Origin of the sequence: Nitriliruptor sp., from assembly GCF_040882075.1 — a bacterium.
Classification (GTDB): domain Bacteria; phylum Actinomycetota; class Nitriliruptoria; order Nitriliruptorales; family Nitriliruptoraceae; genus Nitriliruptor.
In genome coordinates, this window is the sequence record NZ_JBBEBZ010000201.1 from 24,865 (window position 1) to 42,456 (window position 17,592).

The window sequence follows — 17,592 nt, forward strand, 5'->3', positions numbered from 1 at the left end:
CTACTCCCGACCCGTGTTGATGGTGAAGTTGGTCAGGTACGACGAGTACAACCGCACGGCCTCGACACGGGCTGGGAGCTCGGCACACACGGCCTGGAAGCCGCGGTCGTCGTCGGTGACCACGAACACCAGCGTCACGGGATCGGCATCGGTGACGGCCGCGATGAACTCCTGTGTGGCATCGAGGTCGAACAGCACCCCGTAGGTGTCCGCGACGTCGAAGTCGACCGTCGCCGCGTCGATCCGCCGTCCCTGGGCGCCTGCTCGGAGCCACAGCAGCGGCGCGACCGCCGCGAACGCCCGGTTGTGTGCCACCGGTCGTGCCGCCTCGTAGGTGAGGGTGAAGTACTCGACGTTCTCCTCGAACCCGTCGGCCATCGGGAACTCGTCGGTGAACCGGTAGTCACCCTTGATCGGATCACCCTCGGGCGTCCGGCCCGTCACGGCGGCCTCGATCCGAGGCTTGGTGAAGTACTCGCAGATCCCCAGCGTCTCCCACGTCGGGTCGCCCGGTCGGTGCCCCGCTGCACGCAGCTGCTGCGCGTCCTCGGCCGACACCTCGTTGTTGGTCACCGAGATGCACTGCCGCCCCCCACCGTCCTGTCGGTTCAGCCGCATCACCGCGTGTGCGGTCGTCCCCGACCCCGCGAAGAAGTCGAGGACCACGGCACCCGGCTTGTCCGTCACGAAGAACCGGAGCGCATCCTCGACGGCGTAGAGGGACTTGGGGAAGGGGAACCGACGATCGGGAAGCAGTTCCCGCAAGACCAAGGTGCCACCCGTCTCCGCGTTGTGTGCAGGGCGGACCCACGTGGAGGTCGGTGTCTTCATCTTGCTGTCTCGATACTCAGCGATGACCGCCCCATTGTCCTCCCGCGCTACGACCTCGGCCCGCCCCTCTTCGATATCTGCAATCTTGCCGGAGGTTAGATACGAGATTTCCCACTTCTGAGGCTTGTCTGGAGTGTGTCGACCTACACGTACATAACCGTGCTCGGTCAGTCTCGTGAGGCCTGGCGCAGTGAGGCCCCAGTTCATCTCGAGCCCCGAATCACGGATCGGGAATACGGCTTCGCAGCCGTCGATTCCCGGCGTAGTGGAGCGATCCTGTTCGGGCAGGAGAGGCTCTCCAATGGCTGCAATCTGCCCGTCAGCCGAGATGTAGATGGGGTAGAACTGAGCCGGTCCCCCCTTCGATGTTCCGCGAGCAGATGAGGCGTCGCTTCTTCTGAGGGTCCGCCAAGGCACTCTCTTTCCACCGGCGAATTCTGGGTCCTCTTCTTGGCCCACCCGAGCATCGCCAAGCAGAGCCACGTAGATGTACTCATCGGAGCGGGAGAATCGCCCAGGCCGATGTCTGCCACGGGGATTGACGACCGAAGTGACCATCTCTGTCCGCGCGTCGGGGAACGTCTGCTCAAGCAGCAACCCGAGGCGCAGATACTCCTTCTCGTCGATCGCGACGATCAGCACGGAGTCATCGGGGTTGAGGAGTCGCTTCGCCAGCTTGAGGCGGCGCTCCATCATCGCGAGCCACTTGGAATGCCGGTAGGCGTCGTCGCTGTCGACGTAGTCGTTGTTGTACTTCCAGTCCCGTGCGCCAGAGTTGTAGGGCGGGTCGATGTAGATCGCGTCAACCTTGCCCTCGTGCGTGTACAGCAGCGCCTGCAGGGCGTGGTAGTTCTCCGCGTTGATCACCGAGTGGAACGGCTTGTTACCGCCGCGCTCGACCTTGCCGGTCGAGACCAGCCCGGGGTAGATCGGATCACGGAACTCGGCGACCACCACGAGCTCTTCGCAGGATCGCGAAGGGGACTCGTGCTCGACCTCGTCGAGCGCTTCCGCGGAAGCGCTCCGGGCGAGCTCCGCCACCGCGCCGTCGGGGCTGCGGCGAACAGCGACGACGCGCCAGATGCGATCATCGACGCTGTCGGCCGGCGCGCCTCGCTCCGGCAGGAACCGGACCTTGTCGCCACGGCGGATGGTTCGGCCGGGGAGTTCGACCATCTCCGGGACGTGGCGCTCGAAGTTGAGCCCGAACGCACGCCGCGAACGCAGCGCCTCCACCTCGCGACGGAGGTCGGCGGCGAGCTCGGGTGCCTTCGCCTCGACCTGCCGGAGCAGGTTGCTCAACCTCGACACGGGCGACCTTCCCCCTCGACCGCTCTGTGGGCCACGTCCGACCGCGGACGATAGGGGCTGCGTGCGACGTGCAGCTCGATGCTTGTCGCCATGACCGCGGCGCGAACGCGCCAGGAGCCCTGCGTGCTGGTCGTCAGAGGCTGACGATGTTGACCAGGTGGACGCGGTCCCCGTCGAGCTCGAAGCGCACGCGCTGACCGATCCGCATCTCCATCAACCCGGAGGCGGTGACCGCCTCGGCGTCGACGGCGTGCTCGACGAGCAGATCATCGAGCAGGGTCGCAGTGCGGGTCGCGACGTCGAAGGTGCGGATGGTGCCCTGCGGCACGGTGATCTCCTGGGGCGGGAGCGCGGTCGCTCGTTGCGCGCGCTCGGACCGGACGGCCGGGCGTCCAGCCTCATCCGCGAGCGCGGACGGAGGGTAGCGGGGAGGATGGTGGCCCCGGCCACCGGCGCGATCGAGGAGGCACCGTGAGCGAGCACGAACACGAGGACGAGGTCGAGCGGGAACCCACCGCTGATGGTGACGGCAGGTCGACGCCGGTGACCCAGCAGATCGGCCGCATCGCGATCGTGATCCTCGCGGTGCTGTTCGGGATCTTCGCCCTGGCCAACGCCCAGGCGGTCGACTTCTCCTGGATCTTCGGCGAGACGCAGGTCGTCGAGGAGGGTGGCGAGCGGGTCAGTGGCGGGGTCCCGTTGATACTGCTGCTGCTGATCTCGTTCGCCATCGGCGCGGCCGTCGCCACGCTCGTCGGGTGGCAGCGCCACCGTCGCCACCGCTGACCATCGGGTTCAGCTCGCGTCTGCGATGTCGAGCTGGTCGAGCAACGCGGTCGTGAACGTGCCGAGCGGTGGCCGGTCGTGGCAGCGGAGGCCCGTGAGGTCGGCAGCGATGTCGACGTCGTGGGCGAACCCCGGGACCGTCACCTGCTGCGATCGACGGCCGGCGGCGCGAGCGAGGTCGAGGTGGCGCTGTGCGGATCCGGGGCCGTAGGCCGTCCCGCAGGCGTCGGCGGGTCGTCGCAGCAGGCCGCCGGTCCCCCCGTCGGTCGTCGGTGCGACCGCGACGTGTGCGTCCGCGGCCAGCAGCGCGGCCACGTCGGCGGGTCGCAGGTGCGGGAGGTCGGCAGCCACGACGAGGGAGGCACCGATCGGTCCGATGCGCGCGTGAGCGGCCGCCAGCGCGGCATCGAGCCCACGTGTCCCCGGCGGATCGCTGACCGCCTCGAGCCCGAGCGCGGCCGCGGCCGCGACGGCGGCCGGCCCACCAGCGGCGACCACGATCCGATCGACCGCGGCACCTCGGAGCGCCGCGGCGACGTCGGCGAGCATCGCCCCCGCGAGCGCCGCCCGAGCCTCGACCGACAGGGTCCCGGCGAGCCGCGATTTGCCCTCGCCGGGGGAGCGGAGCGGCACCACCACGGTGACCTGCGCGCCGGGACGGCGGGCGGCGGTGGGACCGGGAGATGGGGACGTGGACATCGCGCGGCAGCCTACCGACGGGCAGTAGGGTCGGACCGCGCGTGCCACGGGACGCTCGCGCGTGGGAGGCAGCGAGCGTGAGCAAGGTGGCGGTGATGGGTTCGGGGTCGTGGGGGACGGCCTTCGCGGCGATGTGCGCGGACGCGGGGGAGCCGACGGTGTTGTGGGCCCGGCGCGAGGAGGTGGCCGCGGAGATCTCCGACCGGCACACCAACGCCGACTACCTGCCGGACGTCGAGCTGCCGCCCAGCCTCACCGCGACCGTCGACCCGCAGGAAGCGCTCGCCGGGGCCGACGTCGTCGTGCTGGCGGTGCCATCGGTCGGCATCAGCGAACAGCTCGAGGCGTGGGGCCAGCACATCGACGGGGACGCGACGCTGGCGAGCCTGATCAAGGGCGTCGACGTCGACACCATGCGCTTCGGCAGCCAGGTCATCGCCGACACGCTCGACTGCGACCCCGACCGGGTCGTGGTCGTCAGCGGCCCGAACCTCGCCAAGGAGTGCGCCCAGAGGCAACCGGCCGCGACCGTGGCGGCCTCGCCCGACGCGAGCCGCGCCGAACGGGTGCAGGCGGCGGTGATGGCGCCCTACTTCCGGGTCTACACCAACGACGACAAGACCGGCGTCGAGGTGGCCGGCGCCGTCAAGAACGTGATCGCCCTCGCTGCTGGCATGGCCCACGGCATGGGGTACGGCGACAACACCAAGGCCGCCGTCATCACCCGCGGCCTGGCGGAGATGGCCCGTCTCGGGGTGCGGCTCGGTGGCGACGCCATGACGTTCGCCGGCCTGGCCGGCGTGGGTGACCTCGTCGCGACCTGTACCTCACCGAAGTCGCGCAACCGGACGGTCGGTGAACGGCTCGGCGGCGGTGAGAGCCTCGATGACATCATCGACTCGATGAACATGGTCGCGGAGGGCGTGAAGTCCTCGCGTGCCATCCTCGGACTGGCCGAGCAGGCCGGTGTCGAGATGCCGATCGCGCAGGGCGTGGTGTCGGTCTGTCACGAGGGTGCGTCGCCCGAGGATCTCGTCGGGGCCCTGCTGTCGCGGAGCGCCAAGCCCGAGGTCTACGGGATGTAGACACGGGCGAGGGGCCGCCGCAGCGACCCCTCGCACCGGTGACGCTCCGGCTCAGTCGAACGTGATGCCGAGTGCGGTGACGATCTTGCCGGTCTGCTCCATCACGCCGTTGGTGAACTCGGCGTTGCCCTCGCCGAGCGGCACGGTGGAGATCTCGTCGAACTTGGCGGCGACGTCCTCGGGGCCGAAGCCGTCCTCGAAGGTCGCGCCGGTTCCCTCGACGATGGCGACGCGGGCGATGTACCCGCCCCCGACCGAGTAGATCTTCCCGGTCTCGGTGCAGCCCTCAGACGCGAGGTAGCCGATCAGCGGCGACACGTTCTCGGGTTCGAGCACCTCGAGCAGCTGGGGCGGCATGACGTCCTCGGTCATGCGTGACGCGGCGATCGGCGCGATGACGTTCGCGGTGATGCCGTACTTCTGCCCCTCGATGGCGAGCGTGCGCGTGAGACCGACGAGCCCGAGTTTGGCGGCCGAGTAGTTCGACTGCCCGAAGTTGCCGTAGAGCCCCGACCCGGAGGTGGTGTTGATGATCCGGCCATAGTTGGCCTCGCGCATATGGGGCCAGGCGGCCTTGGTCACGTGGAAGCCACCGTAGAGGTGGACCTTGAGCACGAGGTCGAGCTGCGCCGGCTCCATCTTCGCGAAGGAGACGTCGCGCAGGATGCCCGCGTTGTTGACCAGGATGTCGACCCGGCCGAAGGCGTCGATCGCGCTCTGGACGATGGACTCGCCACCCTCCCACTCGGCGACGGAGTCGTAGTTGGCGACCGCTTCCCCACCGGCGGCGACGATCTCCTGCACGACCTGGTCGGCCATCTCCGAGCCCGCGCCCGAGCCGTCCCGGCTGCCTCCGAGGTCGTTGACGACGACCTTGGCGCCGCGGCTGGCGAGGAGCAGGGCGTGGCTGCGGCCGAGGCCACCGCCGGCGCCGGTGACGATGGCGACGCGGCCGTCGTAGTCGATCTGTGCCACTCGGGACCTCCCAGGTTCTCCGTTGAGGGTGCGGCGGGACTCCGACGTCCACGTCGCAGCGGGACGATCTCCACCCTACCGTCGGGCTTCCGGCCAGCCGGAACTCGCAAGCGACCCCGACCGCCGAGAGGAACGACGTGCTCGCGCACGCGCTGTGGTTCACCGACGTGCTGCCGCCGCTGGACTGGGCGTTCGCACGTGCACCACTGTCCCTGCTCGCGATCGGGCTCGCCGTGGTCGGGGCCCTGGTCTGGCGGTGGGTCGCGGCTCGGTTGCCGACCCCGGAGCTCGGGTTCCTGCGGCCGCTCGGTCGCCTCGGCCCGTTCGTTCCTCGCCTGCTCGGCGTCCACGCGGGCGTGTCGCTGCTGGCCCAGGCCTCGCGGTTCGAGTACCTCGTCCCCGCGCTCGAGCTGCCGACCACGTGGTGGGGCGCTGGGCTCGGCATCCTCGAGGGCGTCGTCGGGGTGTGGTTGATCGCCGGGTGGCGCGTGCGCCCCGCCGCCTGGTTGCTGGTGCTGGCCGGACCGCTCGGGATGCTCGGCTACGGGATCGTGCCGATCCTCGAACGGGCCGACCTGCTCGGCATCGGGCTGTTCCTGGCGCTGTTGCCGCCCGACGACTCGCGCCCGCTCGGCGCCATCCGCATCGACCTCGATCGGATCCGGCGCGCCGTCCTCGGTCTGCGCGTGCTCGTGGGTGTCGCGCTCATCGTGCTGGCGTTCACCGAGAAGCTCGCGCGACCCGACCTGGCGCTCGAGTTCCTCAGCTCCTACCCGGCGTTCAACATCCTGCAGTTGGTGGGCCTGCCCATCTCCGATCTGCAGTTCGTGCAGTTCGCCGCCGGAGTCGAGATCCTCTTCGGTCTCCTGCTCATCTCTGGTGCGGCTCCACAGTCGGTGGTGTTGGTGGCGGGCGTGCCGTTCAACGCGACGCTGTTCTTCCTCGGTGCGACCGAGCTGATCGGTCACCTGCCCATCTACGGGGCGATGCTCGCGCTGCTGATCCTGGGCTCGCGTGATGACACCGCACCGGGTTGCTCCTGGCTCCCCGGGCTCGGGACCGCGGGGCGACCACGGACACCGGACGAGCCGCCTCGAGCCGTCCACGGCGTGAGCGAGGCGCCCTCCGCCTCCCACTAGGCTCGGTCGGTCCGCCCGCCCTCGCTCGCTTGGAGCCCCACCGTGGAACCGACGCCTCCCCGGACCCCGGGTGGGTTCGCCACCCGCGCCGTCCACGGCGCCACCGTGCCGCCGGTGCAGCAGCACCCGCTCAGCGTCCCGATCTACCTCGCGGCGACCTGGGGGACCGACACCTCGGCGCAGATCGGCGACCTGCTCACCGACGCGGCACCGGGCTACGTGTACGGCCGGTACGACGGACCGACCTCGACCGCGCTGCACGCCGTCGTGGCCTCCCTGCACGACGCCGAGGCGGCGTGGTCCGCCGCGTCCGGTACCGCCGCGATCCACGCCGCGCTCGACGTGCTGCGGGGCGACGGACGGGTGCTGGTCACCTCGCGCCTGTACGGGGGCACCTGGGCGTTGCTCGAACGGCTCCGGCGGGACAGCGGCTGGGGGGTCGACGTCGCCGACCTGCTCACGGCGGACGACGTCCGGGCCGCGCTGACCGACGAGCACACCGTCGTCCACCTCGAGACGATCGCGAACCCGACCACCTCGATCGTCGACCTGCCCGCCATCGCAGAGGTGTGCCACGACGCGGGGGTCAGCCTCGTGGTCGACAACACCTTCGCCTCGCCCGTGCTGTGCCAGCCGCTGTCGATGGGCGTGACCCTCGTCGTCGAGTCGGCGACCAAGTACCTCGGCGGTCACGGTGACGTGGTCGCCGGCGTCGTCGCGGGGTCGTCCGAGTTGATCGGCCGCGTCCGGCACCACATCTACGAGCTCGGGGCGTCGCTCGGGCCGTTCGAGGCGTGGCTCGTGACCCGCGGCATCCAGACGTTGCCGCTGCGCGTCCGCGAGTCGTGCGCGAACGCGACCGTCGTCGCTGCGGCGCTCGCGGCGGCCGAAGGCGTGCTCGCCGTCCACCACCCGTCCCGTCCGGATCACCCGCAACGCCACCTGGTCGACACGGTGCTGTCAGGGCGGCCGGGTGGGGTGCTCGCGCTCGAGCTGCCGTCCCGTGCAGCCGCCGAGGCGTTCGCCGACGCCTGTGAGGTGTTCGTCCGCGCCGTGTCGCTCGGCGGGACGCACTCCCTCGTGGTCCACCCCGGTTCGACCACGCACCGCCAGCTCGATGGCGCGTCCATGGCAGCAGCGGGGCTGCGGCCCGGAACGGTGCGGCTCTCGGTCGGGATCGAGGACGTCGACGACCTCGTCGCGGACGTCCTCCGCGCCCTCGACGCCGCCCGGACGGCCCCGCTCGACTGACAGGTCGCTCCGCTAGCGTCGCGTCGTCCACTCGGAGGGAGCACCACGTCGTGAAGCGCGTCCTGCTGCTGTTCGGAGGCCGATCGAGCGAGCACGAGGTCTCGTGCCTGTCGGCCCGCTCGGTCCTCGCCGCGATCGACCGCGACCGCTACGAGATGCTGGCCGTCGGCATCACCCGTGACGGTCGCTGGACGCTGACCGACGGGGACATCGTCACCCCGCCCGGCAAGCCCATGCCGGAGGTCGACGACGCCGGTCCGACCGTGGCGCTCGTCGGTAGCCGTCGTGGCCCGCTGTTGGTCGAGCTCGACGAGGACGCTGGCACCTCGCGGGTCGTGTCGGAGGTGGACGTGGCTTTCCCCGTCCTCCACGGGCCGTACGGGGAGGACGGCACGGTCCAGGGCCTGCTCACGACCGTCGGCGTCCCCTACGTCGGGGCCGACGTGACCGGGTCGTCGATCGGTGTCGACAAGGCCGCGATGAAGGCCGCCTTCGCTGCTGCGGACCTGCCGCAGGGCGACTACGGCACCGTCCACCGCGCGCGGTGGGCTGACGCTCCGGACGAGGTCGCCGACGGGCTCGAGAGCGACCTGCCCTACCCCTGGTTCGTCAAGCCGGCCCGGCAGGGCAGCAGCATCGGGATCTCGAAGGTCTCGTCGCGCGACGACCTGGCCGACGCGCTCGCCGAGGCGTACCGCTACGACCTCGTCGCGGTCGTGGAGCGCGGGTTCCAAGCCCCGCGCGAGATCGAGGTCGGCGTCCTCGGCGTGCGTGACCTCGAGGTGAGCGCGCCCGGCGAGATCCGGCCGTCGCACGAGTTCTACGACTTCGAGGCCAAGTACCTCGACGACTCCGAGCTGGTCATCCCCGCGGAGGTCACCGCCGAGGTCGGCAGCCGTATCGACGACATGGCGCGGCGCGCCTACCGGGCCATCGGCTGCCGCGGCATGGCACGCGTCGACTTCTTCCTGGTCGGCGACGACGGCGGCGAACGGCTGCTGATCAACGAGATCAACACCATCCCGGGCTTCACGCCGAACTCGATGTTCCCGCGCCTGTGGGACGCCGAGGGCCTGGCCTACCCGGCGCTCGTCGACCGGCTCCTCGAGCTCGCGCTCGAGACCGAGTGAGTTCGGCAACGAGCGTCGCGCGGTAGGCCCGAGCGCCCCCACCGTGACAGCACGGCGGATCCCGCCTGGTCGGCCCTCGGATGTCCGGAGCCCATCCGATCGGTGCGCCCGACCTACCGGGGTGCTCGTGTGGCGCCAGCGCCACGTCAGAACCCCGCGAGCCCGACCGATCGGTGCGCGCCGGCCTACCGGGGGGCTGGCGTGGCGCCAGCGCCACGTCAGGACCCCGCAAGCCGAGGACCGGGCGGGCCGAGCCAGTAGGCAACGCCCGTTGCTGGGCGTTCCTCTGGGCCTCTCCCATCGATACCCGCTGTCGAACTCGAGACCGAGTGACGACCCGCACCGGTGGCCGAGCGAGCGCTACAGGTCGACCACGGTGCAGGTCAGGGTCCGCGTGATGCCCTCGATGCCCTGCAACCGGGAGACCACCAGCCGACCGAGCTCGTTCACGTCGGGTGCCTCGGCCTTGACGATCACGTCGTAGGGCCCGGTGACGTCGTGTGCGGTCACGACGCCGGGGAGCTCACCGGTCGCCGCCGCCACCGCCGCGGCGGCCCCGAGCTCGGTCTGGATCAGGATGTAGGCCTCGACCACGCTGCACCTCCCCGGGGACTGCGGCCGACCTTAGGCGCACAGCAACGACGCCGCCCGGCGAGCGAGCGGCGTCGGCAGGTGCGGTGGCTGTCAGGCCTCGGTGGTGCGCGCCTTGGCCTTGACGGCGGGACGGACGACCTTGCCCGCCTTGAGGCAGGAGGTGCACACGTTCAGCCGGACGGTGCGGCCGTCGACGCTGGCCTTGACCCGCTGGATGTTCGGGTCCCACCGGCGCGAGGAGCGCCGGTGCGAGTGGGAGACCTGCTTGCCGAACCAGGGCTTCTTGGCGCAGAGGTCGCAGGTGGACGGCATCGCGGTCCTCCGGGGGGTACATCCCGCGGGTGGCGAGCGCACGCGGCGCTGCAGGCACGGCGGGGAGGGGGTCGGAACGAGGGGGTCGGCCACGAGCGGGCCGTGACGGGGTGAGGCTACCAGCAGCGGCGGGGCCCCGCGACCGGTGTCGCGGTCGGTGAGGAGGCGGCCGGGCCGTCCTCGGTCGGTGGGCGGACGGTCGGCACTACGCTCCGCCGGACCATCCGCGCGCCAGGCGCGGCACGGTCAGGAGCGGTCGTGAGCAGTTCCCCACCGGACGGGACCGACGGGTCTGCGGACGGCCATCGGCGCGCCGGGTCGGGACGCTCCGGCGGGTCGCCCCTCGGCGCCGCCGAGCTCCCGGTGCTGCTCGAGCGCGTCCACACCGCCCTCGCGGCGCAGCGCGAGCGGATCGACGAGTTGAACGTGTTCCCGGTCCCGGACGGCGACACGGGCACGAACATGACCCTCACCATCCGGGCGGGCCTCGATGCGCTCCAGGCCGAGGAGCACGCCGACGCGGTCGCGGCGGGCCGCGCGGTGACCCGCGGGGCCCTCCGGGGAGCGCGTGGCAACTCCGGGGTGATCCTGTCGCAGATCCTGCGCGCCGTGGTCGACGTGGTCAGCGGCCACCGCGTGATCGACGCCGGGCTGTACGCCGAGGCGCTCGAGCGGGCTCGCGAGCTGTCCTACGAGGCGGTCGGCCAGCCGGTGGAGGGCACGATCCTGACGGTGGTCTCCGTCGCCGCTGCTGAAGCAGCTGAGGCCGCCGAGGACGGTGACGATCTGATCGCGGCGTCGGCCCGCGTCTGCGCGGCGACGCACGCTGCGGTGAGCGCCACCCGTGAGCAGCTCGAGGTCCTGCGCGACGCCGGTGTCGTGGACGCGGGCGCTCGCGGCTTCGAGGTCCTCATCGCCGCGGTCCACGCCCACCTGACCGGTCAGGATCCCGAAGCGGCCGAGGATCACGCCGACGTGACCGCTGGTCCCTTCCGCGACGAGTGCGCGCACGGATCGCTCGCCTACCGGTTCGAGGTGCAGTACCTGCTCGACGCCGACGACGAGGTGGCCCCCGCCCTGCGCGACCGGCTCGAGCTGCTCGGGGATTCGGTCGTGGTCGTCGCCGGCGGAGGGCTGCTGAACGTGCACGTACACACCGACGACGTGGGCGGAGCGATCGAGGAGGGCCTGGAGCTCGGCCGAGCGTCGGAGATCTCGGTGACCCACTTCGGCGACCAGATCGCCGCTCGGCGCGAGGACGCGCCGCTGGCGACCGTCGGGGTCGTGGCGGTGGTCTCGGGTGGTGGGGCGCACGCTCTGGCGGCCTCGCTCGGAGCCACCACCATCGAGGGCGCCGCCGGCAGGCTCCCGTCCGTCGCCGACGTGCTGAACGCCTGCGGTGACGTCCGAGCGGAGACGCTGGTGGTGCTGCCGGGGCACCCGAACGCCATCCCCACGGCGAGGCAGGCGGCCGACGTGGCCGTCGCGGAGGGCGGCCGACCTTTCGAGGTCATCGACGAAGCCTCGACCCTCCCCGCGGTGTTGGCCGCGCTGGCCGTCCTCGATCCCCAAGCTCCGGCCGAGGACGTGGTCGCCGATCTCCGGGCGAGCGCCGGGGCCGTGCGCTGCGGCGAGGTGGTACCGGCGGTCTGCGACGCGCAGACCCCGATCGGGTCGGTGACGGCCGGGCAACCGCTGGCCGTCGTCGATGGCGACGTCGTGGCCGCCGCGCACGATGCGCTCGAGGCCCTCGACGCGATCTGCGACCACCTCGGGACCGCCGAGTCGGAGCTCGTCACCCTCCTGCTCGGTCGTGACGTGTCCGACGACGAACGTGGCCTCGCTGAGAAGGTCGTCCGCGATCGGCTCGGTGACGGCGCCGAGCTGACCGTCATCGACGCCGGCCAGCACCCGTCGCGCTACACGGTGGGGGTGGAGTGACGGGTCCCGACGACCAGGCGGCCCCGGTCCGGCTCCAGCTCGACGATCCGGTCACCGCGGTGCCGGGGGTGACCACGACGGTCGCCTCGCGCCTGAGGAAGCACTTCGGGGTCCGCACGGTCCACGACCTGATCGAGCACCACCCTCGCAAGCACCACGACGCCGGCGAGGTCCTCGACCTGTCGGAGGTCGAGGTCGGCGAACCGGCGACGCTCATCGGGACGATCACCGATTGGTCGATCCGGCGCATCCCGAAGGGCCGCCGCAGGCTGACCGTGGCGAGCGCCCGCGTCGTCCAAGCCTCCGGTGCGGCGTTCGAGGCCACGTGGTTCAACCAGGAGTGGCGCAAGCGGACCCTGCCGGAGGGCACCGTCGCCGCGTTCTCCGGCAAGGTCGAGCGGTTCCGGTCGACGCTCAAGGTCTCGAACCCCGAGACCCAGGTCCTCGGCCACCTCCGCGAGGGTGGGACGGCCGGGGTGCCGGACGACCTCGCCGCGCTCGACCACCAGCGGCTCCTGCCGGTCTACCCCGCCGTCAAGGAGCTGCCGTCCTTCAAGCTGGTCGCGCTGGTCGAACACGCGCTCGCCGGCCTCCCGACCATCCCGGACTGGCTGTCGGAGGGGTGGCTCGACGAGCTGGACCTGCTCGCCCTCGACGACGCGCTCCGTCAGCACCACTTCCCGCCGGACCGCGAGACCGCCCGCGCCGCTCGGCAGCGGCTGGTCTTCGACGAGCTGTTCGCGCTCCAGCTCGGCCTGCAGTGGCGGCGCGCCCACCTCGAGGCGGGCACCGTGGGGCGCGACAACTCGCCGGTCGACCTCGGTCGCGCCGACGAGTTCCTGCGGGCGCTGCCGTTCGAGCCCACCGGCGCGCAGCAACGCAGCTTCGGGGCGATCGCCGAGGACCTCGCCAGCTCGCGTCCGATGCACCGGCTGCTGCAGGGGGACGTGGGGTCGGGCAAGACCGTCGTCGCGGTCTGGACGCTCCTGAACGCGGTCGACCACGGGCGCCAGGCGGCGCTCATGGTGCCGACGGAGGTGCTCGCCGAACAGCACCACCGGACCCTGACCGAGCTGCTCGCCCCGCTCGGGGTCAACGTCCTCGACGGGGTCCGGGTCGAGCTGCTCACGGGTTCGTCGACCACCTCCCACCGGCGCCGCGTCCTCGGTGACCTGCTCACCGGCGATGTCGACATCGTGGTCGGCACCCACGCGTTGCTCGAGGAGGGTGTGCGGTTCGCCGATCTCGGGGTGGTGGTCATCGACGAGCAGCACCGCTTCGGGGTGTCCCAACGGGTGCAGCTGAAGGACAAGGGCGCCGAGGTCGACGGTCGCGACGTGCTCCCCGACGTGCTGGTGATGACCGCGACGCCGATCCCGCGGTCGCTCGCGCTGACCCTCTACGGCGACCTCGACGTGACGGTGCTCGACGAGCTCCCTCCCGGGCGCGAACCGATCAAGACCACCCTGATCACGCCGGAGCAGAAGGATCGTCGGGCGGGGCTGTACGCGTTCATCCGGGACGAGGCGCGCGCGGGCAGACGTGCCTACGTGGTGTGTCCTCTGGTCGAGGAGGGCGAGGTCGCGGCGACCAACGTCACCGACCACCACCAGCACCTGGCGACCGAGGTGTTCCCCGATCTGACCGTCGGACTCGTCCACGGCCGCATGCGCCCCGACGACAAGGAGGCGGCGATGTCCCGTTTCCGGTCGGGGGAAGCGCAGGTGCTGGTGTCCACCACCGTCATCGAGGTCGGCGTCGACATCCCCGAGGCCACGGTGATGGTCATCGAGGACGCCGAGCGGTTCGGCATCAGCCAGCTCCACCAGCTGCGTGGCCGTGTCGGTCGCGGTGGCGGGACGTCCTACTGCGTGCTGTTCGCGGGGTGGCAGGGCGAGCTGACCGAGGATGCCGAGGCACGTCTGCAGGCGGTCGCCGCGACCACCGACGGCTTCGTCCTCGCCGAGACCGACCTGGACCTCCGTGGAGCCGGGCAGCTGTTCGGCAAGGCGCAGTCCGGCCTGCCTGACTTGAAGCTCGCCGACCTCCGTCGGGACGAGGCGACCATCGTCCTCGCACGCGAGCGGGCGCGACGGGTCGTCGCCGTCGATCCCGACCTCAGCCACCACGGCCCGCTGCGCGCCGAGGTCCTCCGCCGCTACGAGGGCGGTCTCGAGGCGTTCGCCGCCCTGCAGACGGGCTGACGGCACGACCGCGCCCGCCGCTGCGCCGGGGCCGTTAGCGTCCGAGTCGGTTCGAGGAGGCGGGGACGTGACGCACTGGTCGGCGACGACGATGCCCTACGGCGTCGTGCGCTCCGGCGGGCGAGCGCCGCGACCTGCCACGGCGGTCGGCGACGACGTCATCGACCTCGCCGGGCTGGCGCGTGACGGTCTGCTCGACGGGGCCCTGCCGGACCCGACCGCGACGCTGGACCGGCCGGATCTGGACACGTTCCTCGCCGCCGGCCCGGACGCGTGGCACGGCCTGCGGGTCCGGCTGCTCGAGCTCACCGCTGACCCCGCCGCCGCCGACCGGCTCGCGCCCCACCGGTGGGCCTCGTCCGAGGTGGCACCGGTGTTGGCCTGGTCGGTCGCGGACTACGTGGACTTCTACAGCTCGCGCGACCACGCGAGCAACGTCAGCCGCATCCTCCGGCCGGATGACCCCGCGCTCCCGGATGCCTGGGATCACCTGCCGATCGGCTACCACGGTCGTGCGGGGACGGTCGTGGTGTCGGGCACCGACGTGGTCCGGCCCACCGGCCTGCGGCGGGACCTGGACAGCGGCGAGGTGGTCAGCGCCCCGACGCAGCACCTCGATGTCGAGGTGGAGCTGGGCTGGGTGGTCGGGGTGGGCAGCGAGCTCGGCACCACCGTGCCGACGTCGGCCTTCGCCGACCACGTCGTCGGCGCCGTCGTGGTCAACGACTGGAGCGCGCGCGACCTCCAGGCGTTCGAGTACCGCCCGCTCGGGCCGTTCCTCGGCAAGTCGTTCGCGACGTCGGTGTCCCCCTGGATCGTCCCGCTCGAGGCGCTCACCGACGCCCGGGTCCCGCCCCCGACGCCGCCCCGCCCTCCGGCACACCACCTCGCGCCGGTGGGCGACGGCTACCGGATCGGGTTCGAGCTCGAGATCGCGCCGCACGACGGAGGTCCGACGGTGGTCGCCAGGCCGGACGCGGCGGGGCTGCGGTGGACACCGTCGCAGCAGCTGTCGCACCTGACCAGCAACGGGGCGTCGCTGCGACCCGGTGACCTGTTCGCGTCCGGGACCGTGTCGGGACCCACGCGCGGGGAGCGCGGCAGCCTGCTCGAGCTGACGTGGGGCTGGACCGAGGACGTGGTCCTCGCGGGCGGCGCGGTCCGCCGCGACGGGTTGGCGGACGGCGACACCGTCACGATCCGTGCCGCTGCGCCTGGACCGGATGGCGGCACGGTCGCGCTCGGCGAGGTCACCGGCCGTGTGGTGGCCGCCCGGCGGTAACGTCCGAGCAGCCGGACGGGAGAGCGCCACGTGGGAGAAGTCGTCGCGGGTCAGCTGCTGTGGTCGCCGCCGGACGATGCGCGCGCCACCTCCCGGGTCGGGCGGTTCCTCGACGAGGTCGAACGCCGTCGCGGGGTGTCGCTGCCGACCTACGCCGACGCGCACGCGTGGTCGGTCGACGACCTCGACGCGTTCTGGTCCGAGATCGTCGACCAGTTCGACGTCCGGTTCGTCGACCCGCCCACGGCGGTCCTGGCTGACGAGTCGATGCCCGGCGCGGTGTGGTTCCCCGGTGCCACGTTGAACTACGCCGAACACGCCCTCCGACGCCGAGGTGGTGCCCGCGCGATCGTCGGCCGCAGCCAGTCCCGCGACGAGGTCACCCTCACCCACGACGAGCTCGCCGATCAGGTCGCACGAGCTGCTGCAGGTCTGCGGCGGCTCGGCGTCGAGCGCGGGGACCGGGTCGTCGGCTACCTGCCGAACGTCCCCGAGACCATCGTGGCGTTCCTGGCCTGCGCCAGCCTCGGTGCGGTGTGGTCGTCGTGCGCGCCCGAGTTCGGCGTCGCCGCGGTGGTGGACCGGGTCCGGCAGATCGAACCGTCGGTGCTGCTGGTCGTCGACGGGTACCGGTACGGCGCCAAGGCCATCGACCGTGCCACCGAGGTCAGCCAGATCCGCGCCGGGCTGCCGACGCTGCGCGCCACCGTCGTCCTGCCCTACCTCGACGCAGCCGGTGTCGACCGGGAACGGTTCCCCGACGCGACCAGCTGGCAGGAGCTGCTCTCCGAACCGGCGGAGCTCACCTTCGAACCGGTGCCCTTCGACCACCCGCTGTACGTGCTCTACAGCTCGGGCACGACGGGGCTGCCGAAGGCGATCGTGCACGGCCACGGCGGGATCCTGCTCGAGCACCTCAAGATCCACGCTCTGCACCACGACCTCGGCGAGGAGGACGTGTTCTGCTGGTTCACCACCACCGGGTGGATGATGTGGAACTACCTGGTGTCGGGGTTGCTGGTGGGCACGCAGCTGGTGACCTTCGACGGCGACCCGGGCCACCCGGACCTGATGACGCTGTGGCGGCTGGCCGCCGAGACCGGGTGCACCCTCTTCGGCGTCGGTGCGCCGTTCTTGATGAACAGCCGGCGCGCCGGCCTGACCCCCGGCACCGAGGTCGACCTGTCCGCGCTGCGCAGCGTCGGATCGACCGGGGCGCCGCTGCCGCCCGAAGGGTTCGGGTGGGTCTACGAGCACGTGAAGGCCGACGTCCTACTCACCTCCGCGTCCGGCGGGACCGACGTCTGCAGCGCGTTCGTCGCGGGGTCGCCGCTGCTGCCGGTCCACGCCGGCGAGATCCCCGGCGCGTGCCTCGGTGCCGACGTGCGTGCCTTCGACCCGGACGGCGACCCCGTCGTCGGGCAGCGGGGCGAGCTCGTCATCACCCGTCCGATGCCGTCGATGCCGGTCGGCTTCTGGAACGACCCCGACGGGTCCCGCTACCGCGAGGCCTACTTCGAGGACTTCCCCGGCGTCTGGCGCCACGGTGACTGGCTCGAGGTGACCGCCGAGCGTGGGACGATGGTCATCACCGGCCGGTCCGACGCGACCCTGAACCGCGGCGGCGTGCGGATGGGGACCAGCGAGTTCTACGCGGTCGTCGAGGACGTGCCGGGCATCGCCGACTCCCTCGTCGTGCACCGCGAGCTGCCGGCGGACGAGGACCGGACCGGGGCGGGCGAGCTGCTGCTCTTCGTCGTCCTCGCCGAGGACGCGGCGCTCGATGACGCCCTGCGTGGCGCCCTGGCGTCGGCCATCCGCGCCTCGCTGTCGCCGCGGCACGTGCCCGACGCCGTCCACGCCATCCCCGTCGTGCCTCGCACCATCTCGGGCAAGAAGATGGAGGTACCGGCCAAGCGCATCCTCGAGGGTGACCCCCTCGAGCAGGTCGCCAACCCCGGCGCGATGCAGGATCCCACCGCGCTCGACGCCTTCGTCGCGCTCGCGACCAGCTGACGGCGCGCGAGCGACGGGTGACGACCGCTGACGCGG

General features: G+C 71.8%; 15 protein-coding genes. 9 read left to right on the plus strand and 6 right to left on the minus strand.

What is annotated here, in order from left to right:
• Together WEB03_RS14015 and WEB03_RS14020 are read right to left on the minus strand one after the other, a co-directional pair.
• A complete protein-coding gene (locus tag WEB03_RS14015) occupies window positions 1-2,142 on the minus strand; it encodes a site-specific DNA-methyltransferase (protein WP_368071536.1) in 2,142 nt (713 codons plus the stop codon).
• 133 nt (window positions 2,143-2,275) lie between these two features.
• Complete coding sequence (locus WEB03_RS14020) at window positions 2,276-2,476, minus strand: hypothetical protein (RefSeq protein ID WP_368071567.1); 201 nt, start codon at window positions 2,474-2,476, stop codon at window positions 2,276-2,278.
• A 137-nt stretch (window positions 2,477-2,613) separates the two neighbouring features.
• On the opposite strand from WEB03_RS14020, the gene WEB03_RS14025 reads away from it, so the two are divergent.
• Entirely contained in the window at window positions 2,614-2,928 is a 315-nt protein-coding gene (locus WEB03_RS14025) for a lipopolysaccharide assembly LapA domain-containing protein (protein ID WP_368071537.1), read from the plus strand.
• Window positions 2,929-2,937: 9 nt separating this feature from the next.
• Here the strand turns inward: WEB03_RS14025 and cofC are convergent, their stop codons facing one another.
• Window positions 2,938-3,564 (minus strand): 2-phospho-L-lactate guanylyltransferase, encoded by a 627-nt coding sequence (gene cofC / locus WEB03_RS14030; protein ID WP_368071538.1) that lies wholly within the window; start codon window positions 3,562-3,564, stop codon window positions 2,938-2,940.
• Between the two features lie 140 nt (window positions 3,565-3,704).
• Here cofC and WEB03_RS14035 point away from each other — a divergent pair, with 140 nt between their 5' ends.
• Complete coding sequence (locus WEB03_RS14035) at window positions 3,705-4,712, plus strand: NAD(P)H-dependent glycerol-3-phosphate dehydrogenase (protein WP_368071539.1); 1,008 nt, start codon at window positions 3,705-3,707, stop codon at window positions 4,710-4,712.
• 51 nt (window positions 4,713-4,763) lie between these two features.
• Here the strand turns inward: WEB03_RS14035 and WEB03_RS14040 are convergent, their stop codons facing one another.
• A complete protein-coding gene (locus WEB03_RS14040) occupies window positions 4,764-5,678 on the minus strand; it encodes an SDR family oxidoreductase (RefSeq protein ID WP_368071568.1) in 915 nt (304 codons plus the stop codon).
• A gap of 146 nt (window positions 5,679-5,824) precedes the next feature.
• On the opposite strand from WEB03_RS14040, the gene WEB03_RS14045 reads away from it, so the two are divergent.
• Genes WEB03_RS14045 through WEB03_RS14055 form a run of 3 tightly spaced genes read left to right on the plus strand, consistent with a single transcriptional unit; the run spans window position 5,825 to window position 9,207 of the window.
• A complete protein-coding gene (locus WEB03_RS14045; RefSeq protein ID WP_368071540.1) occupies window positions 5,825-6,826 on the plus strand; it encodes a hypothetical protein in 1,002 nt (333 codons plus the stop codon).
• Window positions 6,827-6,868: 42 nt separating this feature from the next.
• Window positions 6,869-8,077 (plus strand): PLP-dependent aspartate aminotransferase family protein, encoded by a 1,209-nt coding sequence (locus WEB03_RS14050; protein ID WP_368071541.1) that lies wholly within the window; start codon window positions 6,869-6,871, stop codon window positions 8,075-8,077.
• A gap of 50 nt (window positions 8,078-8,127) precedes the next feature.
• Entirely contained in the window at window positions 8,128-9,207 is a 1,080-nt protein-coding gene (locus WEB03_RS14055; protein ID WP_368071542.1) for a D-alanine--D-alanine ligase family protein, read from the plus strand.
• Between the two features lie 360 nt (window positions 9,208-9,567).
• Here the strand turns inward: WEB03_RS14055 and WEB03_RS14060 are convergent, their stop codons facing one another.
• Both WEB03_RS14060 and rpmB read right to left on the minus strand, forming a co-directional pair.
• A complete protein-coding gene (locus WEB03_RS14060) occupies window positions 9,568-9,801 on the minus strand; it encodes an Lrp/AsnC ligand binding domain-containing protein (RefSeq protein ID WP_368071543.1) in 234 nt (77 codons plus the stop codon).
• Between the two features lie 90 nt (window positions 9,802-9,891).
• A complete protein-coding gene (rpmB, locus tag WEB03_RS14065) occupies window positions 9,892-10,113 on the minus strand; it encodes a 50S ribosomal protein L28 (protein ID WP_368071544.1) in 222 nt (73 codons plus the stop codon).
• A gap of 258 nt (window positions 10,114-10,371) precedes the next feature.
• Between rpmB and WEB03_RS14070 the strand changes: the two genes are divergently transcribed.
• The 4 genes from WEB03_RS14070 (at window position 10,372) to WEB03_RS14085 (ending at window position 17,556) form a co-directional block, all read left to right on the plus strand.
• On the plus strand, window positions 10,372-12,054 hold the full coding sequence (locus WEB03_RS14070; RefSeq protein WP_368071545.1) for a DAK2 domain-containing protein: 1,683 nt from the start codon (window positions 10,372-10,374) through the stop codon (window positions 12,052-12,054).
• Window positions 12,051-14,258, plus strand: a complete 2,208-nt coding sequence (gene recG, locus WEB03_RS14075) for an ATP-dependent DNA helicase RecG (RefSeq protein WP_368071546.1) — start codon at window positions 12,051-12,053, stop codon at window positions 14,256-14,258. Before WEB03_RS14070 ends, recG begins: the two co-directional genes overlap by 4 nt.
• Window positions 14,259-14,325: 67 nt before the next feature.
• Window positions 14,326-15,540 carry a fumarylacetoacetate hydrolase family protein gene (locus tag WEB03_RS14080; protein WP_368071547.1) on the plus strand — a complete coding sequence of 405 codons (1,215 nt, stop codon included), beginning with the start codon at window positions 14,326-14,328 and terminating at the stop codon, window positions 15,538-15,540.
• Between the two features lie 30 nt (window positions 15,541-15,570).
• Entirely contained in the window at window positions 15,571-17,556 is a 1,986-nt protein-coding gene (locus tag WEB03_RS14085) for an acetoacetate--CoA ligase (RefSeq protein ID WP_368071548.1), read from the plus strand.
• Window positions 17,557-17,592 lie beyond the last annotated feature (36 nt).